Annotated in this window: 25 protein-coding genes; 24 read left to right on the forward strand and 1 reads right to left on the reverse strand. The window is 67.0% G+C overall.

Annotation, left to right across the window (positions count from 1 at the left end; genetic code table 11):
• Positions 1 to 212 precede the first annotated feature (212 nt).
• From G566_RS13930 to G566_RS0108220, 7 genes are all read left to right on the forward strand, one after another.
• The gene (locus G566_RS13930) at positions 213 to 890 is read left to right on the forward strand and encodes a Tim44/TimA family putative adaptor protein (protein WP_022680191.1); all 678 of its coding nucleotides are present in this window, start codon (positions 213 to 215) and stop codon (positions 888 to 890) included.
• Positions 891 to 900: 10 nt separating this feature from the next.
• Positions 901 to 2,097 (forward strand): murein transglycosylase A, encoded by a 1,197-nt coding sequence (gene mltA / locus G566_RS0108195; RefSeq protein ID WP_022680192.1) that lies wholly within the window; start codon positions 901 to 903, stop codon positions 2,095 to 2,097.
• A complete protein-coding gene (locus tag G566_RS0108200) occupies positions 2,097 to 2,627 on the forward strand; it encodes a Smr/MutS family protein (protein ID WP_022680193.1) in 531 nt (176 codons plus the stop codon). The genes mltA and G566_RS0108200 overlap by 1 nt, the downstream gene beginning before the upstream one ends.
• A gap of 85 nt (positions 2,628 to 2,712) precedes the next feature.
• Positions 2,713 to 3,489: an enoyl-CoA hydratase gene (locus tag G566_RS0108205; protein WP_022680194.1), complete on the forward strand. Its 777-nt coding sequence runs from the start codon at positions 2,713 to 2,715 to the stop codon at positions 3,487 to 3,489.
• Entirely contained in the window at positions 3,486 to 4,793 is a 1,308-nt protein-coding gene (locus G566_RS0108210) for a cytochrome P450 (RefSeq protein ID WP_022680195.1), read from the forward strand. The genes G566_RS0108205 and G566_RS0108210 overlap by 4 nt, the downstream gene beginning before the upstream one ends.
• Entirely contained in the window at positions 4,790 to 5,227 is a 438-nt protein-coding gene (locus G566_RS0108215) for an acyl-CoA thioesterase (protein WP_022680196.1), read from the forward strand. The genes G566_RS0108210 and G566_RS0108215 overlap by 4 nt, the downstream gene beginning before the upstream one ends.
• A 32-nt stretch (positions 5,228 to 5,259) precedes the next feature.
• Positions 5,260 to 5,718: a peptidylprolyl isomerase gene (locus tag G566_RS0108220; RefSeq protein WP_022680197.1), complete on the forward strand. Its 459-nt coding sequence runs from the start codon at positions 5,260 to 5,262 to the stop codon at positions 5,716 to 5,718.
• A 67-nt stretch (positions 5,719 to 5,785) separates the two neighbouring features.
• On the opposite strand, the gene G566_RS0108225 is transcribed toward G566_RS0108220, so the two are convergent.
• Positions 5,786 to 7,228 (reverse strand): DEAD/DEAH box helicase, encoded by a 1,443-nt coding sequence (locus tag G566_RS0108225; protein WP_029131429.1) that lies wholly within the window; start codon positions 7,226 to 7,228, stop codon positions 5,786 to 5,788.
• A gap of 247 nt (positions 7,229 to 7,475) precedes the next feature.
• On the opposite strand from G566_RS0108225, the gene G566_RS0108230 reads away from it, so the two are divergent.
• The 17 genes from G566_RS0108230 (at position 7,476) to G566_RS0108310 (ending at position 24,370) form a co-directional block, all read left to right on the forward strand.
• Positions 7,476 to 8,711 (forward strand): DmpA family aminopeptidase, encoded by a 1,236-nt coding sequence (locus tag G566_RS0108230; protein WP_022680198.1) that lies wholly within the window; start codon positions 7,476 to 7,478, stop codon positions 8,709 to 8,711.
• 115 nt (positions 8,712 to 8,826) lie between these two features.
• The gene (locus G566_RS13935; protein WP_051135993.1) at positions 8,827 to 9,309 is read left to right on the forward strand and encodes a type II secretion system protein N; all 483 of its coding nucleotides are present in this window, start codon (positions 8,827 to 8,829) and stop codon (positions 9,307 to 9,309) included.
• Positions 9,306 to 11,393 carry a type II secretion system secretin GspD gene (gene gspD / locus G566_RS0108240; RefSeq protein ID WP_022680199.1) on the forward strand — a complete coding sequence of 696 codons (2,088 nt, stop codon included), beginning with the start codon at positions 9,306 to 9,308 and terminating at the stop codon, positions 11,391 to 11,393. Before G566_RS13935 ends, gspD begins: the two co-directional genes overlap by 4 nt.
• Positions 11,390 to 12,841, forward strand: coding sequence for a GspE/PulE family protein (locus G566_RS13940; protein WP_022680200.1), 1,452 nt, complete (start codon positions 11,390 to 11,392; stop codon positions 12,839 to 12,841). The genes gspD and G566_RS13940 overlap by 4 nt, the downstream gene beginning before the upstream one ends.
• Positions 12,834 to 14,039, forward strand: coding sequence for a type II secretion system F family protein (locus G566_RS0108250; protein WP_022680201.1), 1,206 nt, complete (start codon positions 12,834 to 12,836; stop codon positions 14,037 to 14,039). The genes G566_RS13940 and G566_RS0108250 overlap by 8 nt, the downstream gene beginning before the upstream one ends.
• Entirely contained in the window at positions 14,036 to 14,467 is a 432-nt protein-coding gene (gene gspG / locus G566_RS0108255) for a type II secretion system major pseudopilin GspG (RefSeq protein WP_022680202.1), read from the forward strand. Before G566_RS0108250 ends, gspG begins: the two co-directional genes overlap by 4 nt.
• Positions 14,442 to 14,810, forward strand: a complete 369-nt coding sequence (locus G566_RS14800; RefSeq protein WP_022680203.1) for a prepilin-type N-terminal cleavage/methylation domain-containing protein — start codon at positions 14,442 to 14,444, stop codon at positions 14,808 to 14,810. The genes gspG and G566_RS14800 overlap by 26 nt, the downstream gene beginning before the upstream one ends.
• Positions 14,800 to 15,153: a type II secretion system minor pseudopilin GspI gene (gene gspI, locus G566_RS0108265; protein ID WP_022680204.1), complete on the forward strand. Its 354-nt coding sequence runs from the start codon at positions 14,800 to 14,802 to the stop codon at positions 15,151 to 15,153. The genes G566_RS14800 and gspI overlap by 11 nt, the downstream gene beginning before the upstream one ends.
• Entirely contained in the window at positions 15,150 to 15,728 is a 579-nt protein-coding gene (gspJ, locus tag G566_RS0108270) for a type II secretion system minor pseudopilin GspJ (protein ID WP_169522814.1), read from the forward strand. Before gspI ends, gspJ begins: the two co-directional genes overlap by 4 nt.
• The gene (gene gspK / locus G566_RS0108275; protein ID WP_022680206.1) at positions 15,725 to 16,666 is read left to right on the forward strand and encodes a type II secretion system minor pseudopilin GspK; all 942 of its coding nucleotides are present in this window, start codon (positions 15,725 to 15,727) and stop codon (positions 16,664 to 16,666) included. The genes gspJ and gspK overlap by 4 nt, the downstream gene beginning before the upstream one ends.
• Positions 16,663 to 17,676: a type II secretion system protein GspL gene (gspL, locus tag G566_RS0108280; protein WP_022680207.1), complete on the forward strand. Its 1,014-nt coding sequence runs from the start codon at positions 16,663 to 16,665 to the stop codon at positions 17,674 to 17,676. Before gspK ends, gspL begins: the two co-directional genes overlap by 4 nt.
• A complete protein-coding gene (gene gspM, locus G566_RS0108285; RefSeq protein ID WP_029131432.1) occupies positions 17,673 to 18,140 on the forward strand; it encodes a type II secretion system protein GspM in 468 nt (155 codons plus the stop codon). Before gspL ends, gspM begins: the two co-directional genes overlap by 4 nt.
• On the forward strand, positions 18,140 to 18,790 hold the full coding sequence (gene gspN / locus G566_RS0108290) for a type II secretion system protein N (protein WP_022680209.1): 651 nt from the start codon (positions 18,140 to 18,142) through the stop codon (positions 18,788 to 18,790). Before gspM ends, gspN begins: the two co-directional genes overlap by 1 nt.
• Positions 18,787 to 19,215 carry a hypothetical protein gene (locus G566_RS0108295; protein ID WP_022680210.1) on the forward strand — a complete coding sequence of 143 codons (429 nt, stop codon included), beginning with the start codon at positions 18,787 to 18,789 and terminating at the stop codon, positions 19,213 to 19,215. The genes gspN and G566_RS0108295 overlap by 4 nt, the downstream gene beginning before the upstream one ends.
• Complete coding sequence (locus tag G566_RS0108300; protein WP_022680211.1) at positions 19,215 to 19,901, forward strand: hypothetical protein; 687 nt, start codon at positions 19,215 to 19,217, stop codon at positions 19,899 to 19,901. Before G566_RS0108295 ends, G566_RS0108300 begins: the two co-directional genes overlap by 1 nt.
• Before the next feature lie 150 nt (positions 19,902 to 20,051).
• Entirely contained in the window at positions 20,052 to 21,596 is a 1,545-nt protein-coding gene (locus G566_RS0108305) for a hypothetical protein (protein WP_040605518.1), read from the forward strand.
• A gap of 80 nt (positions 21,597 to 21,676) precedes the next feature.
• Positions 21,677 to 24,370 (forward strand): TonB-dependent receptor domain-containing protein, encoded by a 2,694-nt coding sequence (locus tag G566_RS0108310; RefSeq protein ID WP_022680213.1) that lies wholly within the window; start codon positions 21,677 to 21,679, stop codon positions 24,368 to 24,370.
• The last annotated feature ends 49 nt before the right edge of the window (positions 24,371 to 24,419 follow it).

The following is a 24,419-nucleotide window of genomic DNA, read 5'->3' on the forward strand; positions in this document are numbered from 1 at the left end:
GCTGGCGGTAATGCCGCATTCCCTTGCAATCAGCACCATAAAAGCCGATTATGAGATGAAGTCGGGTTAATTCTTGCGTGATTCCCGCATTGTGCCGGTGGCATGATCGGTTTCACGCCAATCTTTGACCAGTTGGCCATCCGGTTCGATGGCGGTTTTCATTCAGGCCACCGATGCCGATGGTTTTTTGGCGCGGTGGTTGGGGATAATAAATGTCCGAAGGCAGTGGTTGGGTCGAGATTGTGCTGCTGGCGTTGCTGGCCGCTTTCATCGGCCTGCGCCTCGTCTCCGTGCTCGGCAAGCGCACTGGGCAGGAGCGGCCGATCGGTGACGCGTTCCGGCCCAGCGCCGAAGTAACCGCGCCGCCGCGTCGTGAAGCGACAAACCCGGTGCGCGGCCAGTTGCTACTGCCGCCCGGCACCGATCGTGGCCTGTTACCCGCTCTGGAAGCCGTGGCCGATGCCGATCCCGGCTTCGCCCCCGATCGTTTCCTGGCCGGCGCGCGCAGCGCCTACGGCATGATCCTCGAAGCCTTCTGGACCGGCGATCTTTCGAGCCTGACCGGCCTGGTGTCGGACGAAGTGCATCACAATCTGTCGAACGCCATCGAAGCGCGCGGCGGTGGCAGCCTGCCCAACCGACTGGCCGGGCTGGGCGCCGTTGCGCTGCGCGACGCCACGGTGGTTGGCCAGATGGTTGAAGTGACCGTGGGTTTTGTCGCCCGCATCGCCACCAGCGACGGTGAGATTGAAACCCGCGATCTGTGGACCTTCAGCCGCCTTGCCGGCAACACAGATCCGGCCTGGGTGCTGATCGCGACCGACAATGAAGACGACAGCGATCAGATGCCGCCCGATCATCTGGGCGACGCTTCCGACAACAACGCCTGATCATCGTTCCGTGCGCCGGTGGATTGCGCTGGCCAGCCTGTTGCTGCTGGCTGCCTGTGCCGGCAAGCAGGAGCGGCAGGTAACCCCTTTAGCTCCGCCGTTGTCACCTCCGGCCGTCGCACCACCGACTGAGCCAGCCAAGCCGCCTCTCGTCACCCGCGCTGCGGATGCCGGTGTTGCGCTGGTTGATCTTCCGGCTCTGCCCGAGGCTGCTGCCGCACTGACCGCCTTCCGCAAATCCTGCGCCGGCCTCACCCGCCGTGAAGACCTGTCGGGCCTGACCCGGCCCGAAGACTGGCAGCCCGCCTGCACGGCTGCCGCCAGCGTGGCACCGGGCGAGGAGGACGGCTTTTTCCGCAGCCAGTTCCACGCTATCACCGTGGCCGGCGGCGCAGGCTTTGCCACCGGCTATTACGAGCCGGAAATCGCCGCCAGCTTGAGCCCTCAGCCGGGATACGACGTGCCGCTCTATCGCCGCCCGGCCGATCTGATCGACGTGCCGCTGGGTGATTTCGCCGCCAGCCTGAAGGGCCGCACTGTTCGCGGCCGCGTGCAGGGCACGCGCCTGGTGCCCTATGCGACGCGCGAACAGATCGCGGCAGGCGCACTGGTGGGCCGGCAGCTGGAACTGGCGTGGGCGGCTGACCCCTTTGAAGCCTTCTTCCTCGAAATTCAGGGCAGTGGCCGGCTGCGCCTGCCCGATGGGCGCATCATCCGCATTGGCTATGATGGCCAGAACGGCCGCGATTATGTCGCCATCGGCCGGCTGCTGATCGAACAGGGCAAGCTGGAACGCGGCAAGGCCGGCATGAAGGAAATCATCGCCTGGCTGCGCGCCAACCCCGCCGGGGCGCCGGCTATGCTGAATGCCAATCCGTCGAAGATCTTCTTCCGGGAACTGAAGGGCGACGGCCCGATTGGTGCAATGGGCGCGGCGGTGACACCGTTCGTCAGCGTCGCCGCCGATCCAGCCTTCATTCCGCTTGGCGCGCCATTGTTGGTGGAAACCACGCTCACCGGCCCGGCGACCCCGTTCACCCGGCTGATGGTGGCGCAGGATACGGGCGGGGCCATCAAGGGCGCCAACCGCATCGATCTATTCCTTGGCCCCGGCCCCGAAGCCGCCGCCATTGCCGGCGCGCAATCGTCGCCAGCCCGATTGATCCTGCTGATTCCCGCCACCGCCGCCGCGCGGCTTAAGCCCTGATGCGCCGCCTATCCGCCCATGAACGGGCCTTGTGGGCACGAGTGGCGGCCAGCGTGAAGCCCCTGCCCGGCAAGCGCGCGCCGGAAATACCGGCGGCTGTGGCGCCGGCAGCTCCCGCCCCCGCTCCGCCCAAGACCGCACCCAAGCCTAGCCCGCCACGGCCCGCCGCCAAGGCGCCGCCACCGGCCAAGCCCAAGCCCCACCCGCTCGGCGCGCCGCTGGATGGCACTTGGGACCGACAGATCAGCCGCGGCCGCCTCTCCCCTGACCGGGTGATCGATTTGCACGGCCACACCGTGGTTGATGCCCATGCCACGCTGTCATCCGCCATCCTCGCCAATGATGGCACCCGCGTCATCCTGGTCGTCACCGGCAAGGGCCGCCCGGACCGTCCGGCGCGCATCCGCGCCGAACTGATGCACTGGCTGGAACGGCCCGATCTGCGCGCACACGTTGCCAGTTTGCGCGCCGCCCACCCACGCCACGGCGGTGGCGGTGCGTTTTACGTCATTCTGCGGCGCGCGAAGTGATTCTGGCCAAGTAATCCCCCTATCGCCAATTGCAGGCGGCCCCGGCAGCACAATGGACTAATGTGCGCGGCAGGGAGGGCACTGCATGTCCGAAGATGTCGTTTTGGTCAGTCGTGATGGGCCGGTTGCCATCGTCACACTGAACCGGCCGCAGGCGATGAACGCGCTGAGCCAGGCGCTGCGCCGCGATCTGGCAAAGGTGTTCCGCGAACTTGAAGCAGACGACGATGTGCGCGCCATCTTGCTCACCGGCGCCGGCACCCGCGCCTTTACGGCCGGCCTCGATCTGAAGGAACTCGGCCAACAGGGTCTGGGCGCCGCCAACGCGGAAGGCCCTGACGACAATCCGGTGAAGGCCATCGAACAGACCGGCAAGCCCGTCATCGGTGCCATCAACGGCGTCGCCATTACCGGCGGTTTCGAAGTGGCGCTGGCCTGCGACGTGCTGATCGGCAGCGAAAATGCCCGCTTTGCCGATACCCATGCGCGGGTCGGCATCATGCCGGGCTGGGGGCTCAGCCAGAAACTTTCGCGCCTGATCGGGCCGTATCGCGCCCGCGAGCTGTCACTGTCCGGCAATTTCCTCGATGCCGCCACGGCGGAACGCTGGGGTCTGCTCAACCGCGTCGTATCGGCCGAGGACCTGGTCGCCGCCGCCACCCAGCTGGCGCACGACATGGCCACCATCGCGCCCGGTTTTGCGCGTGGGTACAAGAAGCTGATCAACGACGGCTATGAACTGCCGTTCGGGCAGGCGATGGCGCTGGAAGCGGAACGCTCCACCGCGGCCAATGCCCAAGTCTCCGCCGCCGAGGTCGAAGCCGCGCGCGGCGCCGTGCAAGCCAGAGGACGCAGCCAATGACCGCCATGCCCTTCCCCGGTTTCAACAGCGACACCATCGACCACATGCTGGTCAATCCGGCCGCCTTTGCCGATGAAAGCATCCATGATGCCTACATCACGCTGCGCCGGGATGATCCGGTGCACTGGACCCAGCCGAAGGGTTTCCGCCCGTTCTGGTCGATCACCCGCCATGCCGACATAGTCGCCATTTCCAAGGCCAATGATCGCTTCATCAACCGGGAACGCACCTATATCTCGCCGATCGAGGCCGAAGAGTGGGTGAAGAGCACCACGGGTGACACGCACCTGTTTCGCACGCTGGTCGATCTGGATGACCCGCTGCACATGAAACTGCGCCGCATCACCCACACATGGTTCATGCCGCAAAACCTGAAAAAGCTGGAACCGCGGATCGCCGCCATCGCCAAGGCGCATGTCGACCACATGGCCAGCCTTGGCGGCGCCTGCGACTTCGTCAATGAAGTCGCGCTCTGGTATCCGCTGCGTGTCATCATGATGATCCTGGGCCTGCCAGAGGCGGACGAAGGCCGCATGCTGCAGATGACGCAGGAGATTTTCGGCCCGCAGGATCCCGACGTGGTGGCGCGCAGCCGCATCCTGACGCAAGGCCTGGGTGGCCCGGAAGCCACCGGCAACCCGCAGGTGGATATCTTTGCGCTGGTGCAGCAGTTCTTCGCTTATTTCGGCGAGGTGATGCAGGATCGCCGTGCCAATCCGCGCGATGATCTGGCCACCGTGATCGCACAAGGCACGGTGGACGGCGAACCGATCGGCATGCTGGAAGCCATCAGCTATTACGCCATCACCGTTACCGCCGGGCATGACACCACCAGCAGCACGGCATCAGGCGGGCTGCTGGCGTTGGCGCAGAATCCGGAGCAATTGGCCAAGCTGAAAGCCGATCCATCGCTGATCCCGCAGGCGGTCGAGGAGATGTTGCGCTGGGCGACGCCGGTGAAGCATTTCATGCGCACCTGCACCGAAGATACGGTGGTGGGCGGCAAGACGATCAAGGCCGGCGACGGTGTGGCGCTGTTCTACTGGTCGGGCAACCGTGACGAGGCGGTGTTCGAGGACCCGTTCAGCTTCCGGGTGGACCGCGCCAACAATCCGCAGACCGCCTTTGGCAACGGCGTCCATCAGTGCCTGGGCCTGCACCTGGCGCGCATGGAAATCCGGGCCCTGTTCGCCGAACTGCTGCCGCGGCTGGACGAGATCGAACTGGCCGGCGAGCCGAAACTGTCGGTCGCCAACTTCGTTTCCGGCCTGAAGGCCATGCCGATCCGGTATCGCATGCGATGAAGGACGACGCCCGGCGGCGCGATCCCGCTGCCTATCCGGCCAGCCAGACGCTGGAAACGCGCTTTGGTGACATGGACGTGAACGGCCACCTCAACAACGTGGCCTTTGCCCGCCTGTTCGAAGAAACGCGCGTGCGCTTCAATCGCGCGGGGCCGGCGGCACCGGCCGTGGGCGAGCGCCGCTCCAGCTTTGTCGTGGCGCACGTGGCCATCGATTATCTGGCGGAAGGCAATTATCCGGCGCCGGTCACCGTTGGCTATGCGATTGCGCGGATCGGCAGCAGCAGCTTTACGGTCGCCATGGCGGCCTTTCAGGAAGGCCAGTGCATCGCGCTCTGCGACAGTGTGCTGGTGCACCGCGATCCCGAATCCGGCCCGGCACCGATTCCGCCGGCCTTGCGGGAACGACTTGAGGCGCTGCGGCTGAAGGGCTAGAGGCTGCGCTTTCCCACAACCGGAGATTCACAATGGCTGACGCGCCGACCACCCTTACCCTCACGCTCGACAGCGGCGGCGATGTCGTCATCAAGCTGCGGTCCGATGTGGCCCCCGACCATGTCGAGCGCATCACCACGCTGGCGCGCCAGGGCTTTTACGACGGCGTCAAGTTCCACCGCGTCATCCCCGGCTTCATGGCCCAGGGCGGCTGCCCCAAGGGCACCGGCACCGGCGGCAGCGATCTGCCCGATCTGAAGGCCGAATTCAACGACGTGCCGCACGTGCGCGGCGTCTGCTCGATGGCGCGCACCAGCGCGCCGAACAGCGCCAACAGCCAGTTCTTCATCTGCTTTGACGATGCCCGCTTCCTCGATCGCCAATACACGGTGTGGGGCGAAGTGACGTCGGGCATGGAATTCGTCGACGCGCTGCCCAAGGGCGAGCCGCCGCGCGCGCCGGGCAGCATCGTGAAGGCCACCGTCGCCTGATCCATCCTGCGTAAAGAAAAAGCCCCCGCCAGATTGCTCTGGCGGGGGCTTTTTTCATGTCCGTCGATCAGCGACCGGCAGGCGAACGGCGCTGGCCGCTGTTGCGCTGGCCACCAAAGCCGCCACCCGGGCGGCCCTGCGGACGGGCAGCATTGGCCGGACGGCCAGGGCCACCTTCACGGCGCGCGCCATCACGGGCGGCATCGCGGCCACCATCGCGGCCACCTTCACGACGCGGCCCACGGCCATCGGCATGCACCACGGCGCGCGGATCGCGGCCACGGCCACCCGGGCTGCGGTTGAAATCACGCTCATCGCGAGGCGGATCGGCGGCCGACGGGCTGGACTTGATCAGCTTGGCCGTCAGCCCCACCAGATCGCGGAAATTGGCCGGCAGCGCCTGCTGGTCGAGCTGCATGCGGATAGTGCGCTCGATATCCTTCAGGAACGCGCGTTCATCCGGCGCGCACAGGGCAATCGCCCGGCCTTCGCGGCCGGCACGCGCGGTGCGACCGATGCGGTGCACATATTGTTCCGGCACGTTGGGCAGTTCGTAGTTGAAGATATGGCTCACCGCTGGGATGTCGAGGCCGCGGGCCGCGATATCAGTCGCCACCAGCACCTTCACTTCGCCGGTGCGGAAGCCCGTGAGCGCGCGGGTGCGCTGGGCCTGGCTGCGGTTGCCGTGGATGGCTTCGGCCGCAATCTTGTGCGCCGAAAGCTGGCGCACAACGCGATCGGCGCCATGTTTGGTGCGGGTGAAAACGATGGCGCTGCCCACGTCGGGCTCGACCAGCAGATGCGCCAGCAGCGCCAGCTTTTCCGGCTGGGAAACATGGATCACCGTCTGCACCACGCGCTCGGCGGTGGTGGCGGCCGGCTTGACGGCAACCTTGATGGGGTTCTTCAGATAGCGCTGGGCCATGTCTTCGATGGTTGGCGGCAGCGTGGCGGAGAACAGCATCGACTGGCGCTGCTTCGGCAGCAGGCCGGTGATGCGCTTCAGATCATGGACGAAGCCCAGATCAAGCATCTGATCGCATTCATCGAGCACCAGCATTTCGACATGACCAAGGTCGCACGCGCCCTTCATCACCAGATCGAGCAGACGGCCCGGGGTGGCCACCAGCACATCAACACCCGGGAACAGCGCGCGTTCCTGGCGGCCGATCGGCACGCCGCCGAACACGCAGGCCACTGACAGCTTCAGATAGCGGCCATAGGCGGTGAAGCTGGCGGCAATCTGCGCGGCCAGTTCGCGCGTGGGCGCCAGCACCAGCACGCGGGTGGAGAGTTTCAGGCGATGCTTGGGATTGGCAGCCAGGCGGTTGAGGATCGGCAGCGCGAAGGCTGCTGTCTTGCCGGTGCCGGTCTGCGCGAGGCCCAGCACGTCGTTGCCAGCCAGCGCCGGCGGAATGGCCGCCTGCTGGATCGGGGTGGGGATATCATAGCCCTTTTCGGCAATGGCGCGCGACAAGGGTTCCGCAAGAGCGAGATCAGAGAAATTCATGAGGTTGTTGTTCCAACAATATCAGTCGCCCGGAGGCACCATGCCAACCGGGAGGGCCAAAAGGCCCGGGGTTGCCTGGCAACCCGCGTGATAAGGGAAGCAAGTTAGGGGGGTGGGGCCTTGGAGCCAGATGCTCCGATCACGCGCCCATCGAGTTGTGGCCGGGCTTTGAACGACCTCGGCCACAAAGTCAAATTTGCGCCGGCCCGGGCGGCAGGTTACCCTTGCTGGCAATGGGGGATTTGCCATGAAACATCTGATCCTGACGGCGTTATTTCTGGCCAGCAGTGCCACCGCGAGCCCACGCGCCCGCGATCTGGGCGTGCCCTTCGACGGCACACCGGGGCCGCTGAATGCCATCACCGATGTTGCCGGCGTCGAAGTCGGCTTCAAGACGCTGATATCGGGGGAAGGTGCGCGAGTACGGAGCAAAGGCCCGGTGCGCACCGGGGTGACGGCGATTTTTCCGCGCGGCAAGACGGATCAACGCGGCGTGTTTGCCGGTTTCTTTGCCGGCAACGGCAATGGCGACATGACCGGCACGCACTGGGTGGAAGAAGGCGGCGTGCTGGAAACACCGATACTGATCACCGGCACCGGCAGCGTGGGCGTAGTGCGCGATGCGGCCTTCAAATGGCTGGCCGATCACCGCAAGGGCGCCTTCTGGTATCCGCTGGTCGCTGAAACCGCCGATGCCACCCTGCACGACATGTCCGGCCAGCATGTGACCCAACAGGACACGCTGGATGCGTTGGACAGCGCCAAACCCGGCCCGGTGGCCGAAGGCAATGTGGGCGGTGGCACCGGCATGATGTGCAACGGCTTCAAGGGCGGCACCGGCACGGCATCGCGCAGGCTGACGGCTGTGGAAGGCGGCTATACCGTCGGCGTGCTGGTGCAATGCAATTATGGTTCAGCCAACGGCTTGCGCATCGCCGGCATAAACGTGGCGCGCGAGATGGATTTGCGCCCGCGCTGCGTGGCCAAAATCCTGTCTCCGCCGCAGCTATTCTTTGGCACAACACCAACGCTGTGCGATCCCAAGAAGCTGGCCATCGCCGATCCTGCGAGTGAGGAACATCGCGGCTCGATCATCATCGTCATCGCCACCGATGCCCCGCTCACCGCCGAGCAACTGAAGCGGCTGGCGCGGCGCGGCACTGCGGGCCTGGGTCGGCTGGGATCGATCCTGGCCGATGGTTCGGGCGATATCTTCATCGCCTTTTCCACCGCCAATGCCGGCGTTGACGATGGCAACTGGCACGAAGCCGTCGACAAGCCGGCCACCATCGCCCGCCTGCCCAACGCCGCCATCAACCCGCTGTTCACCGCCACCATCGAAGGGGTGGAAGAAGCCGTGATCAACGCCATGATCGCCGCGAAAACGATGACCGGTGCAGATTATTGGACGGTATCAGCGCTGCCGCACGACCAGTTGCAGGCTGTCCTGCGCCGCCACAACCTGCTGCTGCCGCCGAAATGAGCCCAGCGGCTGTCACGCAGTTGTAACCCAACCGTCACACGCAGCCGATAGGGGCTGGCACACAAGGCGAATCCGACTAGGCTGTGAGCGCCTGCGGAAAATCGCGTTTTGAGGGGTGCAGCCGCTGATCCGGACCGAGGACAAACCGCTGTGGCCGGCCCGCTTGCTGGGTATGGCCGAACTGGCTGGCTGGGTGCTGGCCGGCTTGGCAGCGGCGCGTCTGATCTGGTTGGCAATCACGCCGGCGGGGCCGCTGGGCACGCCGCACGTGGCGCTGCCGACGGGCCCGGTTGTGGTGGCGGTGGACCCGTTCTTCCCGGCCGGTCCGGCCGCGGCCGATACGGTCTCCAGCCTCGATCTGGTGTTGCTCGGCACCCGCGTTGATGCCGCATCGGGCCGGGGATCGGCGATCCTGGCCACGCCCGACGGCCAACAGAAGAGCGTGGGCGTGGGCGAAGAGATCATGCCCGGCGTGCGGCTGGCAGCGGTGGAATTTGAATCCGTGACGCTGGATCGCGGCGGCGCCCGCGAGCAACTCTATATCGATCAATCGGGCAGCGCCGCTGATGCAGCACCGCCCCGGCAGGACAAGAAATGACCCGCAAGCTCTCCCCTGCCATCCTGGCAATCCTACTGATCGCCGCCCCGGTGCTGGCGCAGCAGACGGTCAATCTGCGCGATGCCGATGTGCGCGCCTTCATCCAAGATGTGTCGCGCGCCACGGGGCGCACCTTCATCATCGATCCGCGCGTGCAGGGCAAAGTCTCGGTTGTCTCCGAACGGCCGCTCGATCAGGCCGGCTATTTCGAACTGTTCCTGTCCACGCTGCGCGCCAACGGTCTTGTCGTCACGCCGGCGGCCGGAGGTGCCTTCCGGGTCGCGCCGGCCGATGGCGCTGCCACCCAACCCTCGGCGGGCCAGGGGCGTGACCGGTTCGAGACCGCCGTGCTCAACCTGAATTTCATCGACGCCGCCTCCGCCATCGAGACGCTGCGCCCGCTGGTGTCCCGCGAAGGCCAAGTGACGGCCAATCGCGCCGGGAACGCTGTGATCGTTGCCGATTATGCCGACAATGTCGCCCGCGTGCGCCAGCTTGCGCGCCAGATCGATCAGGATCGGGCGGCAGTGCGCGTGGTCGCCCTGAAACACGCCGGCGCGCGCGAGATTGCCACCAGTCTCGCCCAGATTGCGCAAGGCAGCGCTGAAGGCCGCGGCTGGCAGGTGGCGCCAGTGGATGCCAGCAACAGTCTGGTGCTGCGCGGCGATCCCGCCACTTTGGCCAAGCTCGCCCGCACCGTCGCCGATCTCGATCAGGCGGCCGCCGCTGGTAGCGATGTGCGGGTGTTTTTCCTGAACCACGCCGATGCCGAAAAACTGGTGCCGGTGCTGCAGCAATTGGTCGGCCAGCCGGTCAGCCCCGCCAGCCAGTCCGCCCCGCAGGCGATGCCGACGCAAAGCGCCTTCGGCAACGCCAATGCCGCCGCGCAGGGCCAGCAGCCCGCCGCCTCTGCCCCATTGCCCGCGCAACCAACGGGCGGCAGCCTCGGCACCAGCGGCTTCGTGCCCGGCGCCAGCATTGGCCGCGGCCAGGCGGTGATCGCGCGGTATGAAGGCGCCAACGCCATCGTCATCGCTGCGCCCGCCGATGTGCAGCGCCGGCTGGGCGAGGTGATCCGCCAGCTGGATGTGCGCCGCGAACAGGTGCTGGTGGAAGCCATCATCGTGGAAATCAGCGATATCGCCGCCCAGCGGCTAGGGGTGCAGTTCCTGCTGTCCGGCACCGGCGGCAGCAACATCCCCTTTTCCGTCACCAACTATAGCAACGCCGCGCCCAACCTGCTGGCAGTGGCTGGCGCCATTGCGGCGGAAAAGCGCTATGGCCAAGACAATTCCACCACGGTTGCCCTGCGCAATGCCGCGGTGAACAGCCTGCTCAATGCCAATGGCGGCCAGTTTGGCTTTGGCGGCAATCTGGGCAGCAACGCGGTGTTCGGCTTCGTCGTCAATGCGGTGAAGGCCGATACCGCATCCAATGTGCTGTCAACGCCGTCGGTGATGACACTCGACAACGCCCAGGCCCGCATCCTTGTCGGCCAGAATGTGCCGCTCGCCACCGGCCAGGCGCTTTCGAACAATTTCGACAATGCGTTTCGCACCGTGCAGCGTCAGGATATCGGCATCGCCCTGGACGTGCGGCCGCAGATCAACGCCGGCGGCACCATCAAGCTGACCTTGCGGCAGGAGGTGAGCAGCATCGCCACCTCCATTGTGACCCAGAATATTCCGGACATCATCCTCAACAAGCGCGAGATCAACACCACGGTGACGGTGGACGATGGCCAGATCATCGCGCTGGGCGGCCTGATCGACGAGAATGAGCGCCGCGCCATCGAAAAGGTGCCGCTGCTGGGTGACATTCCCTTCCTCGGCAATCTGTTCCGATCGAAATCGCGCGACCGCACCAAGACCAATCTGATGGTGTTCATCCGCCCGACCATCATCCGCAATGCCGAAGACGCCGCCAAGCTGACCGGCGACCGTTACCAATATGTGCGAGCCGAACAGGCTCGCCGCGAGGCCACGGCTGATCCCAGCATCGATGCACTGGTGCGCGATTATCTGAAAGCGCCCATCCCGGGCGCCCCCACTGCTGCTGTTCCGCCTGCCCCGCCCAAACCATGAGCCAGCCCGCCCTCTCCTATGCCTTTGCCAAGGCGCAAGGGGTGATCGTCACCGCACTGGGTGACGTGGCGGAGGTGGCGCGTCGCAAGGGCAGCAATGTGGCCGCGCTGGCCGAAGTGCGCCGCATCGCCGGCCGGCCACTGGCGCTGCGCGAGGTGGACGATGCCGAATTCGACCGGCTGCTGCAGGATCATTATGCCCGCTCCTCCTATGCCGGAGAGGCCGATGAACTCGCCGGCTTCGGCGATGATCTGCCGTCCGCCGAGGATTTGCTGGCCAGCGACGACGAAGCCCCCGCCATCCGCCTGATCAACGGGCTGATTGCCGAGGCCGCCCGCCTGAAAGCGTCTGACATTCACATCGAGCCGTTCGAAAGCGCGCTGGTGGTGCGGATGCGCGCCGATGGCGAACTGAAGGAGATGCACCGCCTGCCGCCCGGTGTGGCGCCGGTGCTGGTCAGCCGCATCAAGGTGATGGCGCGGCTGGACATTGCCGAACGACGCTTGCCGCAGGATGGCCGCATGGACCTGGCGTTGGGCGGCAAGCGGCTCGATGTGCGCGTCTCCACCCTGCCGGCGCGCGGCGGTGAGCGCGTGGTGCTGCGCCTGCTCGACAAGGAAAATGCCGGCATCGATCTGGCCGCGCTCGGCATGCCCGAAGGCGCCGAACGATCTTTCCGCGCGGGACTCGCCGAAGCCAACGGCCTGGTGCTGGTGACAGGCCCCACGGGCAGCGGCAAGACGACGACGCTCTATGCCGGGCTGAAACTGCTCAACGATGGCAGCCGCAATATCCTGACAGTGGAAGACCCGGTGGAATATGCCGTGGATGGCCTCGGCCAGACTCAGGTGAACCCCAAGGTCGGCCTCAGCTTTGCCGCCGGGCTGCGCGCCATCTTGCGGCAAGACCCTGACGTGGTGATGGTCGGCGAAATCCGCGACGCCGAAACCGCCAGCATTGCCGTGCAGGCCGCGCTCACCGGCCACCTCGTGCTGTCGTCGCTGCACACCAATGATGCCGCCAGCGCCATCACACGCCTGCGCGATTTCGGCGTGGAACCGTTCCTGCTCGCCGCCACCCTGCGCGCCGTGGTGGCGCAGCGGCTGGTGCGCCGGCTGTGCCCCGCCTGCCGCACCGCGCACGCCAGTGATGCCGGCACGGCGGCGGCACTGGGCATCGCGGCGGGAACACCGGTGTGGGCCGCGCCGGGCTGCGATTCCTGCAACCACACCGGCTGGCAGGGCCGCGTTGGCCTGTATGACATCATCCGCATGACCGACGCCCTGGCCGCCCGCATCAACGAAGGCGCCACCGCCGCTGATCTCGCCGCCGCCGGCAGCCCCGGATTGCCGGCAATTGCCGCGCAAGCCGTGATCGATGGCCTCACCTCGCCGGCCGAAGCCTTACGGGTGATGGGCACCGCCGAGCCGGAGCCGGCCGATGGCTGACTTTCGCTACGAAGCGCTCGATATCGAAGGCAAACCGCGCGCCGGACGCATCAGCGCACCGAGCAGCGAGGCAGCGCGCGCCGATCTGCTCGACAAGCGGCTGTTTGCAACGAAGCTGGAAGCGGCCACCGCCAGCGAGCCCACATTGGCCACGGGCAGTGCGCGGCTGAAACCCAATGCGCTCGGCCTGTTCACCCGCCAGCTGGCAACGCTGGCCAGTGTGACGCCGCTGGAAGAAGCGCTGCGCACCATCGTCAGGCAGACGGAGGGCGACAAGCCCCGCGCCGTGCTGACCACTGTGCATGGCGCGGTGATCGAAGGCCGCCGGCTTTCGGATGCAATGGCCCTGGAAAGCGCCAGCTTTCCGCCGCTCTACCGCGCCATGGTGGCCGCCGGCGAAGGCGCCGGCACGCTGCCGCAGGTGCTGGAGCGCCTTGCGGCCCTGCTCGATCGCCAGGCCGAAATGAAGGGTCGCGTGCAGGCGGCGCTGGCCTATCCGGCGGCGCTCGCAGCCGTGGCCACGCTGGCGGTGGCGGCACTGATGATCTTCGTGGTGCCGCGGATCGCCGAACAGTTCGCCGATATCGGCCAGACATTGCCCCTGCTCACCCGCATCGTCATGGCGCTCTCCCACGCGCTCGCCGCCGGCTGGTGGGTGATCCTGTTGCTCGGTGCTGGCGGCGGTGTGCTGGCCGCCCGGGCGCTGAACGATGAGGCGCTGCGCCGCCGTTTCGATGCCTGGCTGCTCAGCCTGCCATTGCTCGGCCGCCTGCTGCGCGACTGGCAGGCGGCGCGGCTGGCGCGCACGCTGGCGATGATGGTGGCGAGCCGGCTGCCGCTGGTCGATGGCCTGAAACTCACCCTGCCCACCATCGGCAACCGCGAGATCCGCGCCCGCGTCGCGCAGATGGCCGATGATATCAGCGAAGGCGCAAGCCTCACCGCCGCCATGCGCCGCGCTGCCATCCTGCCGCCACTGCTGGTCGCCATGGCGGCGGGCGGCGAAAGTGCCGGGCGGTTGGATGTGATGCTGGAAAAGGGCGCCGAAGCGCTGGAACGCGAGTATGATGCGCTCACCCGCTCGGCGCTCGCCCTGCTGGAACCGGCGATCATCCTGTTCATGGGCGGCGCCGTGGGGGTGATCGTGCTCTCCATCCTGCTGCCCATATTGCAACTCGAAAGCCTGGCTACACCATGAAGCGCAATCGCAACGAAGAGGGCTTCACCCTAATCGAGATGATGGTGGTGATCGTCATCATCGGCATCCTCACCACGGTGGTGGTGCTGAACGTGCTGCCCGATGTGGACAAGGCCGCCATCACCCGCGCCCGCGCCGATATCGCCACGCTGGAAACTGCGCTGACCAGCTACAAGGCCGACACGATGGTGTTTCCGAATACGAGCCAAGGCCTTGCTGCGCTGAAGGCCGCGCCCACCGACATGGCCCAACCGGAACGCTATCGCCCCGGCGGCTATGTGCAGCGGCTGCCCAATGATCCCTGGGGCAAGCCTTACCAATATGCCAGTCCCGGCGCGCACGGCCCGTTCGACGTGTGGTCGATGGGCCCCGATGGCCTGACCGGGCCAGGAGGGGAGGCCGATGACATCGGCAACTGGAACCTCTGAAGCCGGCTTCACGCTGGTGGAACTGGTGGTGGTGATGGCCATCATCGGCATCACCAGCGCGGCGCTTGTCCTCACCCTGCCCGGCCCTGGCGACCGGGTGCGCGCTGCTGCCGTCAAACTGGCGGCGCACGCCGCCGCCACGCGCGACATTGCAATCCTGACCGGGCAGAGCACGGCGTTCGCACCGCCGGCACCGGACGGGCTGACCCTCACCACCGAGCCGGCCGGCCCGATCAGCTTCGACGCCACCGGCCTCGCCACGCCGGCGCGGATTGTCGTGAGCAGTGGCGATGCCAGTGCCAGCGTCTCCATCGATGCGGCGGGCAGCGTTCATGCGCGCTGAAGCCGGCTTCAGCCTGATCGAGGTGATGGTGGCACTCGCCATCTTCGGGCTCGCCGCTGTCGCGCTGATCCGTCTGCAGGGCGTCAGCCTCGCCAGCGCCGCCACTTTGTCAGACCGGCAATATGCCGCCATCGTCGCCCGCAATCAGGCACTGGAAGTGATACTGTCTGCCGCCCCGCCCAGCGCCGATCAGGGCCGCGAGCGCGCCGGCATCCGCGATTGGGCGTGGCGGCGACAGATCAGCCCCGGCCCCGATCCCGGCACCCAGTTGATCAGTGTCGAGGTGATCGGCGAGGGCGGTCAGGTGATTGCCGCTGACAAGTTGCTATGGAGCGGGCGGTGAGAGAGGCCGGCTTCACCCTCATCGAATTGCTCGTCGGCCTGTTCCTGTTCGGCCTGATGGCGGCGGCGGGGACGGCGCTGCTCGCCGGCAGCGTGCAGGCCAGCGGGCAGGCACAGGCGCTGGTCGGGGCCAGCGGCGATCTGGCCCGGCTGCGGGCGCTGCTCACCGCCGATGCCGGCCAGGCCGCGCCGCGCCCGTGGCGGGATCGTGAGGGTCGCCCGCACGCGGCCTTTGCCGTGAATGATGGCGCACTGTTCACGCTGGTACGGCGCGGCTGGGCCAATCCCAGCCAGGCTCCGCGCGCCTCGCTGCAGCGTGTGGAATGGGTGATCCAGGGCGACACGCTGGTGCGCCGCTCTGCAGCAATGGTTGATGGCCCGGCTGCCACCCAAGCCAGCGTGCTGGCCAAGGGCGTCACGGCGGCGCGGTTGCGGGTGCTGACGGCGCAAGGTTGGCAGGATGGCTGGAGCGGCGAGGCCGGCGCCCTGCCCCGCGCCATCGAACTCACCCTTGATGGCCCGCAGCTTGGCCATGTCCGCCAGATCGTGCCGCTGGCCCCCGGGGACGCAGCATGACCCGGCCCATCCCTCCCCATGAACAGGGCGCAGCACTGATCAACGTGCTGGTGCTGGTGGGCGTGATGGCGGCGCTGTCCACCAGTCTGTTCGATCGGCTGCGGCTGGCCCGCCATCTCGACACCACTCGTGCCGGGCTGGAAGTGGCGCGCGGCGCGGCGCTGGCCGGCGAGACGATGATCCTGGCGCGTTTGCCGCTGCCGCAATTGCCGGCGCGTCCGTTCGCGCTGCCCACGTCCGTCCCCACCACGGTGATGCTCAGCCCCGGCGGCAATTGCTTCAACCTCAACAGCGTCGCCATGGGGCCTGTGGGCCGCACCCTCACCCGTCCGCTCGGCGTCGAGCAACTGGCGCGGCTGCTAACCCTGCTTGATGTGCCGCAAGCGGAAAGCCTGCGCATCGCGGCGGCCACGGCCGACTGGGTGGATGTCGATCAGCAACCAGGTTCCGGCGGCGCCGAAGATCCGGCCTATGCCCGCGCCGCCACACCCTATCGCACCGCTGGCACCTTGCTCGCCGAAGCCAGCGAGTGGCGCGCCGTGGCCGGGGTAACGCCTGCCATCTTCGCCCGCGCCGCCCCGCATCTGTGTGCGCTGCCGGAAGCCGAACTGTCCCGCCCCAATATCAATAGCCTGGTGCCCGCCGGTGCGCCAGTGCTGGCCGCCATCACGGGCGTGCCGCTGGCCACCGCGCGCGACGCGATCGCGGCCCGCCCCTCCGGCGGCTGGCGCGACACGGCGAACTTCTGGGCGCAACCGCTGTTCGCCGGCCGCCAGTTGGCTGCCGATGCGCTGCGCCAGCCCGATACGCGCGATCGCTTCGTGGCCTACCGCATGACGACCAACATCAATGGCGTCACGCTGGCCCAAACCGGCTTGATCGATGCCGGCACCCGCCCGGCGAAACTGCTGCTGCGCCGCTGGGGAGACGAGGCATGATGCCAAAATCAGTGCTGGTCACACTCGTCCCCCGCGTGCGCTGGCAGCGCAGCGACGGCACGGGCGGCGCCGGCTGGCCGGCCCCCGATGGATCGCCGCTGGTGCTGGCTGTGCCCGGCGAAGCGGTCGCGCTGCACTGGCTCGATCTGCCGGATCTGGCGCCCGCCCAGGCCGCTGCGGCCGCGCGGATGGCGCTGGCTGATCGCCTGGCCGAGGCTGATCCCCATATCACCGTCGCACCGGGCAGCGGCCTGCGCCCCGTTGCCGTGGTTGCACGCGAACAAATGGCCGGCTGGCTGACCGAAGCCGCACGCGCTGGCTGGAAGCCCAGCGCGATCATTCCCGATCCGCTGTTGCTGCCGGCACAAGCCAGCGGCTGGGCGGTGGCGCAGGACGGACCGCGCGTGCTGGCCCGCAGCGCCAGCTCCGCCTTTGCCGCCGAGTCGGAACTGGCCGCCGCCATCATCGGCACCGATGCCACGACCCCGGCCCAGCCGGCCCTGCCCGATCCGCTGCCGCTTGATCTGCTGTCGGGCGAGTATGTGCAGGTGGCGCGCTGGCAGCCGGATCGCACGCAAGTAAAGCGCCTCGCCCTGCTGGCCGCCGCCGTCGCCGGGCTGTGGCTGGGTGGTGATATGGCCGCTCTGCTCCGCGCCAGCAGCGCCGCCAGCGCTGCCGATGCAGAACTGATGACGCTGGCACCGAGCACAACCGATGGACCCAGCGCGTTCGCGGCCCTTCAGGCGCAGGCGCAGCAACGCGGTGCGGCGGGCGGGCTGGCGGCGCTGGCCGGGCCAGTGGTGCAGGCGCTCAGCGCTCGGCCGGGCGCTGGGCTGGCCGGCCTCAGCTACACGCCCGCCGGCGGACTTGTTGCGGGCGTGGCCGGCGGCGCCGGTGAAGCCCAGGCGCTGGCCGATGCGTTGGGTATCGCCGGTCTTGCCGCTTCACCCGGCACCACCCGCGCCACCGCCGACGGCAGTATCAGCGAAGTGACGGTGCGCGCGAAATGATGGCGATGCTTTCTCCGTGGTGGGCGCAGCGCACGGGCCGCGAGCGTTGGCTGATCGGCGTGATGCTGGCGTTGCTGGCCACACTGCTGTTCTGGCTGGTGCTTGTGCGCCCGCTGGCCGCCGCGCGTGCGACGGCGCAGGCCGATGCCGGCGCGGCTGCCGCCCAGCTTGCACAGGGCCAGGCGCTGGCCGCGGCCATCAAGGCCCGTCCCGCCGCCAACCCGGCCGCCGTGATCGACGTGCTGAACCGCCGCCTGGCCGATGCCGGGCTGCAACCCGCCCGGCTGGAAGCGCAGGGGCCGGGCCAGGCGCTGCTGGAGATCACCGCCATCAACGGCCGCCTGCTGATCGGCTGGGCTACGGCGCTTGAGCAGAACGATGGCCTGGTGATCGAACAACTGGAAGCCACCCGCAACCCGGACCAATCGGTGCGGGCGCGACTGCTGGTACGGAGCGCACAGTGATGCGGATGCTGGCGCTGGGCCTTGGTGTGATCGTGGGGCTGGTGGCCCTTGCCCCGGCGCGGCTGCTGCTGCCAGCACCGCCGCTGGCCGCCACTTCGGTGACGGGCAGCCTGTGGCAAGCCCAACTGTCCGGCGCGGCGCTGGGTCGGATGCAGCTGGGGGACGTGGCGCTGGCCTTGCAGCCGGGGGCGCTGTTGAAGGGCCGGCTCAGCTGGCAGACTGCAGGCAGTCTGAACGGGCAGATCTGGCGCGGCTTCACGGCCGGCGGCGTGGTGGGCCTGAATGGCCGGTTGACCGGCAGTCCGCTGCCTGGCCTGCCGCTGGCCGGGATCAGCCTTGCCGATGTGATGGCGACGCTGGATGGGGCCGGGCGCTGCGAAGCGGCCGGCGGGCAGGTGACGGCCGATCTGGCACTGCCGCTGGCGGGCCAGCGCCAGCTCACCGGTGCACCGCGCTGCGACGGGGCGGCGCTGCTGCTGCCGCTGGCCAGCGGCGATGGCCGGGTGCGGCTGGACGTGACCATCGCGGCGGGCCGCTGGACAGCGCGGTTGGCGGTTTCGGGTGCCGGCGTGGGCGAAGCCGCAGCGCTGACTGCTGCCGGTTTCCGTGAGCAGGGCGGCGCCCTGGTGAAAGAGGACAGCGGCGCATGATCATCACGGCCTTTATCGCGCTGCAGCTGGCCACCACCCAGCCCCCACCCCCCTCAGCTTTGCCGCCGCCCTTCACCGAACTGCCGCAGCAGGTGCTGGAGCCTGGCCAATGTGCGCTGTTCCTGTGGGACCGGGCCAGCGGCAAGCGCATCGCCATGCTGGGCCGCACGCCGGCAAACTTGCGCGCAATCATCGATGGCCGCTCCACCGATCTGCCAGCGCAAGCGCTTGAGGGTGAAGAGGTAATGGGCTTTACGCCCATCAGCCGCTTCCGCTCTGCCAACCGCAGTTTCGAGGTGCGGCTGACCATATTGCCCGCCACGGCCGGCGGCGCCGTGGTGCGCGATGGCAGCCTGACCATCACCGAAGCCGATGGCAGCGCCCTTGTGCTACCGGTGGCTGGCCTCGCCGGTTGCCCGCAATAGTGGCGGCACGACGCACAAACACGCCGAAGGAATGGGCGCTGGCCATCGGGGGCGGGCTCGCCTTGTCGGCCGGGCTGGTGTGGGTGCTGCGCGGCGGCGGTGATGAGGCGCCGCCTGCATTGCTGCCGCCGCCTCCACCGCCAGTCATCGCTTCTCCGCCACCGCCTGTTGCTGCAGCCGTTTCGGCACCCTCCGATCTGGCACTCGCCGGCCTGCGGGCCGGGCCTGATGGCGGCATGGCCATCGTGGTGGCCGGCGGGAAGCAATATCTGCTGCGCCCCGGCCGTGTCCTGCCCGGCGGCATCAAGCTGCTGCGCGTGGAGCCGGGCCGCGCCATTCTGGCCGGACCGTCCGGCGAGATGGTGCTGGCCTTTGCCGATGCAGCGCCAGCGATGGCTGGGCCTGCCACGCCGCCCGGAGGCGATCCGACACCGTGGCAGCTGGCGCTCTCACCACTGCGGGAACAGGGCCGCCTGGTGGGGTGGCGAGTGGACAGCCTGGCAGGCCTGCCGGCGCTGGCCCGGGCTGGCCTGAAGCCCGGCGACGTGCTGCTGTCGGCCAATGGGGCTGAGCTGATCTCCGAAGAGAAAGTCATGGAGCTGCCGCAGGAACTGGCCGCCAATGGCCGCATGCAGATCGTCTATCGGCGCGGCAATACCCAGCGTGAAGCGGTGGTCACGCCCTGACCGGGGAAGCGCCTGCTGTCACGAAATTGCAACCGTGCAGTAACCAAGCTGCCACGAATCGCGCTTAAGGCCATTGCTATCGCGGGGGTGTGAACGGCCAAAAGGCGCACCCCAGTTTGTTCAAACCACACGGCCAACAGGGGTGACCCCATGACACGCTCAAGCAATATCCGCCTTCGCACGCTCCTCATGATCGGTTCGGCGCTCACGCTGGCTGCCTGTGATGGCGCCAAAAACATCGCGTCGCCCGGCGAAGGCACGCTAGTGACCCCGCCTCCCGCCCCGGCCCCGGCCCCCACCCCTGCGCCCACGCCAACGCCCACTGGCCCGGCCACCGATTGCCCCGCCGGTACGGCAAACGTTGGCGTGATCAACAACCTGCGTAATTGCTCCCTCTCCGGCACCATCTCAGGCGCGTTGACCCTGCGCAACATACGAGGTGTGGTCTATTCGCTGAACGGCCGCGTCAACGTCGGCGTCGATCTCGGTGGCGATCCTGGCGCGCCGGCCGCTGGCGGCAGCCAAGGTATCCTCACCGTCGAGCCGGGCGTGGTCGTGTTCGGTTCCTCTGGCGCTGATGCGCTGGTGATCAACCGCGGCTCGCAAATCTTCGCCGAAGGCACAGCCACCCGCCCGATCATCTTCACCAGTCGTTCAAACATGGAAAGCGGCGTGAATGCCAGCTCGATCGGCCAGTGGGGCGGTATCGTCATCCTCGGCCGCGCGCCGATCCACACCTGCGTCGGCACCGCCACGCCAGGCACCGCAAGCTGCCAGTCGGCGGTTGAAGGCCTCACTGGCGCCTTCTACGGTGGCGGTTCCCCGTCCGACAACTCGGGCCGCATGCAGTTTGTCCAGGTCCGATACCCGGGTTTCGAAGTCAGCCCCGGCAACGAACTGAACGGCATCACCTTCGCCGGTGTTGGTTCAGGCACCTTTGCGCAGAACATCCAGGTCCACAACAGCTCCGACGATGGCATCGAATGGTTCGGTGGCCGCCTGAACCACAAGTTCCTGGTGATCACCGGGGCCGACGATGACTCGATCGACACCGATCTCGGCTACAAAGGCCTGATGCAGTATGTGCTGGTCGTGCAGCGCACCGATGGCGGTGACCGCGTGATCGAAGCCGATACAGCTGGCGGCGAAACCAAGACCCCGCGTTCCAACCCGCGCATCGCCAACTTCACCTTCATCGGCAACCGCACGCCCGACAGCGTTCTGCTGCGCGGCGGCACCGATTACGGTCTGACCAACGGCATCATCCGCAACACCACGGCCACCGGCCTGTGCCTCGACATCGACGGCGCCCAGACCGCAGTGACCACGGCCGATACCCCGACCGACGAAGCCGGTGCGCCGATCTTCCGCTCGGTGATCTTTGGTTGCTCGGGCGCCGCCCGTGACGAAAGCGATGTGCCGCTGGCCAGCATCACGCCGATCATCACCGGCAACAACAACCTGCTGCCGCCGGTGACGCTGACCCTGACCGACATCTTCCTGCCGGGCAGCTTCGAAACCGCTGCGGTTGCCACCAACCCGCGCACGGCCTTCACCGGCACCGGCACTTTCTTGGATGAAACCACCTTTGTTGGCGCGTTCCGCAACGCAGCTGACACCTGGTATGCCGGCTGGACCTGCGGCGTTGGCACCGGTGCCACCGCCTGCACCGCAGCCCCCTCGCCGATCCAGTAAGCGCCGATCCAGTAAGGGCTGGGGCCGGCGGCGCGACCTTCGCAGCTGCCGGCCACCGCATTTCGACCGGGGACAAGATAATGACCAACAAGCTGCCACTCCTGCTTTCGACCACCATGATGGTGGCGTTCGCTGCCCCTGCCTGGGCCCAACCGGCGACCCCGCCGGCGCCCGAACCGGCTCCGGCTTCCGAAGCGCCGCCAGAAGAAGAGCCAGTCGACATTTCGATCCCTGGCGGCGGCGGCAGCGAAATCGTCGTCATCGGCCGGCGCATCCCCAACACCGTGCGGCTGAGCCGCGAAGTGGTGTCGGTGCTGAGCCAGGCCGACATCGCGCGTTCGGGTGAAGGCGACATCGCCGGCGCCCTGAAGCGCGTGACCGGCCTGTCGGTTGTTGGCGGCCGTTATGTCTATGTGCGTGGTCTGGGTGAACGTTACTCGCTGGCGCTGCTGAACGGCCTGCCGATCCCGTCGCCGGATCCGCTGCGCCGCGTGGTCCCGCTCGATCTGTTCCCGACCTCGGTTCTGGCTTCGTCTGTTGTGCAGAAAAGCTATTCCGCCAATTTCCCCGGCGAATTCGGCGGCGGCGTCATCAACCTGACAACGCGGGCCGTGCCCAAGGAAGCCTTCTTCACGGTGGGCGCCAGCATTGGTGCCAACACCGCCACCACCGGCCAGCTCGGCTATGTCTATGCGGGGGGCCGCAAGGACTGGACCGGCTATGACGACGGCACCCGCCGTCTGCCCACCGGCATTCAGGCCAGCCAGGACGCCGGCAAGGCGCTGGCCGTGGGCGGCAATTTCTCGCTGCGCCAGTTGCAGGATATCACCGCCACCCTCGCCAATGCCGAAACCAACGTCATCTTCCGCAACGACAATATTCCGGTGAACTGGAGCGGCAACATGTCGGGCGGCCGCGCCTGGGACGTGGGTGACGCGCGCATCGGTTTCGTGTTCGCCGCCGGTCTGTCGAATGATTGGCAGACTAAAGCCGGCAAGCAGCAGCTTTCCGGCGGCGCCGCGGTGGGTCAGGGCGGCACGCTGCAGCTCAACCCGGATCAGGATTTCGACTTTGCCGCCACGGAATTCCGTAGCGTTGTCAACGGCCTGTTCAGCATTGGTGCCGAATTCGGCGATCACAAGATCCGTTTCGCCAACGTCTATGTGAACGACACCATCAAGGAAGCCCGCATCCAGGTCGGCACCGACGACATCAACGTGGGTCGCGACGTGCTGTTGCAGCGCAACGCCACCGCGCAGTTCCGCCGCCAGCTGATCGACACGCAGTTCGTGGGCGAATTCAAGTTCGACGATCTCACCGTCGATCTGCGCGGCACCTATGCCAACTCCAAGCGTCTCGCTCCTTATGAGCGGTTCAATAACTATGCGTTCTCGGCGCAGTTTAAGGATTATGTGAACGATCTGCGGTCGCCGGGCCAATCCAGCCTGGTCGCCTTCAGCCGGCTGAACGAAGACGTGTGGGGCGGCGGCCTCGATCTTGGCTACAAGATCCGCGGCGGCCCGTTCCCGATCAAGCTCACCGCCGGCTATGCCTACAGCAAAGCCGATCGCGTGTCGGAACGTTTTGACTATCGCTATCAGTCCAACGCGGCGCTGCCCGGTGCCCTCAGCCAGCAGCGCCCTGATTTCCTGCTGTCGGATTACAACGTCTATACCTACGGCATCATCCTCAACACCATCTCCACGGTGGCGCCGCGCTATGATGCCGGCCTGACCGTGAATGCCGGCTATGGCCAGATCGAGATCGAACCGACCGATGGCGTGCAGCTGGTGGCCGGCGTGCGTTATGAATCCGGCAAGCAGAACGTGACGCCGGTTGACGTGTTCAACGCCAACCCCGGCTCGGCCTTCAACACGCCCACCAACATCAACGAGGATTACTGGCTGCCGGCGCTGACCGTTACCTGGAACTTCGCTGAAGACATGCAGCTGCGCTTTGCCGCGTCGAAGACCATTGCGCGTCCGCAGTTCCGCGAACTGGCACCGCAGCCCTATTTCGACACCGAAAGCGACCGTTTGAGCTTCGGCAACCAGTTCCTGACCAATTCCCAGCTGATCAACGTCGAAGCCCGCTACGAATGGTATTTCGGTCGTGACGAGCGGCTGGCCGTTGGCGGCTTCTTCAAGGATATCGATCAGCCGATCGATGCCATCGCCTTCGTGCAGGGCGGCACCTTCCAGACGACGTTTGCCAACGTGCCGAACGCTCGCCTGTATGGCGCCGAAATCGAAGCCCAGAAATATTTCGACCTGTCGGGCTGGGGTGATCTCTTCGCCAGCCGCCGCTTCTTCATCTCGGCCAACTATACTTACACCGACAGCAAGCTGCGCGTGAAGGCGGGTGACACCACTCGCTTCCCGCTTTCGGGCGCGATCGTACCGGCAACCGACATCTTCAAGAGCGGCCTGCCGCTTACCGGCCAGTCCGATCATGTTGCCAACCTGTCGTTCGGCTTCCAGGATGATGAAGGCCTGTCGGAACAGACCATCCTGCTGAACTATGCCAGCAACCGCGTCGCCTTCCGCGGCCCGTCGGGCCAACCCGATCTGGTGGAAAAGCCCGGTATCCGTCTGGATGTCGTGGTCCGCCAGGGCGTCAAGCTGTTCGGCAGCGAACTGGAAGTGAAGCTGGAAGGCCGCAACCTGACCAACACGCGTTATCAGGAATTCCAGCGCCTCAACGCCAGCCGCATCGACACCAACACTTATGTGCTGGGCCGCACCTTCCAGGCGAGCGTTTCCGCCAAGTTCTAAGTTGAGTCCCCCGAAACTGCCGCCGGCGCCCTGTGCTCCGGCGGCTTTT

It is taken from the genome of Sandarakinorhabdus limnophila DSM 17366, assembly GCF_000420765.1.
In the GTDB taxonomy this organism is placed as follows: domain Bacteria; phylum Pseudomonadota; class Alphaproteobacteria; order Sphingomonadales; family Sphingomonadaceae; genus Sandarakinorhabdus; species Sandarakinorhabdus limnophila.

Excerpts from the sequence above, each read along its gene's own strand:
- G566_RS14800 (WP_022680203.1), top strand. The coding sequence starts at position 14,442 with ATGACATCGGCAACTGGAACCTCTGAAGCCGGCTTCACGCTGGTGGAA.
- G566_RS0108215 (WP_022680196.1), top strand. The coding sequence starts at position 4,790 with ATGAAGGACGACGCCCGGCGGCGCGATCCCGCTGCCTATCCGGCCAGC.
- G566_RS13930 (WP_022680191.1), top strand. The coding sequence starts at position 213 with ATGTCCGAAGGCAGTGGTTGGGTCGAGATTGTGCTGCTGGCGTTGCTG.
- G566_RS0108205 (WP_022680194.1), top strand. The coding sequence starts at position 2,713 with ATGTCCGAAGATGTCGTTTTGGTCAGTCGTGATGGGCCGGTTGCCATC.
- G566_RS0108200 (WP_022680193.1), top strand. The coding sequence starts at position 2,097 with ATGCGCCGCCTATCCGCCCATGAACGGGCCTTGTGGGCACGAGTGGCG.
- G566_RS0108250 (WP_022680201.1), top strand. The coding sequence starts at position 12,834 with ATGGCTGACTTTCGCTACGAAGCGCTCGATATCGAAGGCAAACCGCGC.
- gspL (WP_022680207.1), top strand. The coding sequence starts at position 16,663 with ATGATGCCAAAATCAGTGCTGGTCACACTCGTCCCCCGCGTGCGCTGG.
- gspK (WP_022680206.1), top strand. The coding sequence starts at position 15,725 with ATGACCCGGCCCATCCCTCCCCATGAACAGGGCGCAGCACTGATCAAC.
- gspI (WP_022680204.1), top strand. The coding sequence starts at position 14,800 with ATGCGCGCTGAAGCCGGCTTCAGCCTGATCGAGGTGATGGTGGCACTC.
- gspM (WP_029131432.1), top strand. The coding sequence starts at position 17,673 with ATGATGGCGATGCTTTCTCCGTGGTGGGCGCAGCGCACGGGCCGCGAG.
- G566_RS0108310 (WP_022680213.1), top strand. The coding sequence starts at position 21,677 with ATGACCAACAAGCTGCCACTCCTGCTTTCGACCACCATGATGGTGGCG.
- G566_RS0108210 (WP_022680195.1), top strand. The coding sequence starts at position 3,486 with ATGACCGCCATGCCCTTCCCCGGTTTCAACAGCGACACCATCGACCAC.
- G566_RS0108305 (WP_040605518.1), top strand. The coding sequence starts at position 20,052 with ATGACACGCTCAAGCAATATCCGCCTTCGCACGCTCCTCATGATCGGT.
- G566_RS0108230 (WP_022680198.1), top strand. The coding sequence starts at position 7,476 with ATGAAACATCTGATCCTGACGGCGTTATTTCTGGCCAGCAGTGCCACC.
- G566_RS0108225 (WP_029131429.1), bottom strand. The coding sequence starts at position 7,228 with ATGAATTTCTCTGATCTCGCTCTTGCGGAACCCTTGTCGCGCGCCATT.
- gspG (WP_022680202.1), top strand. The coding sequence starts at position 14,036 with ATGAAGCGCAATCGCAACGAAGAGGGCTTCACCCTAATCGAGATGATG.
- G566_RS0108295 (WP_022680210.1), top strand. The coding sequence starts at position 18,787 with ATGATCATCACGGCCTTTATCGCGCTGCAGCTGGCCACCACCCAGCCC.
- gspD (WP_022680199.1), top strand. The coding sequence starts at position 9,306 with ATGACCCGCAAGCTCTCCCCTGCCATCCTGGCAATCCTACTGATCGCC.
- G566_RS0108220 (WP_022680197.1), top strand. The coding sequence starts at position 5,260 with ATGGCTGACGCGCCGACCACCCTTACCCTCACGCTCGACAGCGGCGGC.
- gspN (WP_022680209.1), top strand. The coding sequence starts at position 18,140 with ATGCGGATGCTGGCGCTGGGCCTTGGTGTGATCGTGGGGCTGGTGGCC.
- G566_RS13940 (WP_022680200.1), top strand. The coding sequence starts at position 11,390 with ATGAGCCAGCCCGCCCTCTCCTATGCCTTTGCCAAGGCGCAAGGGGTG.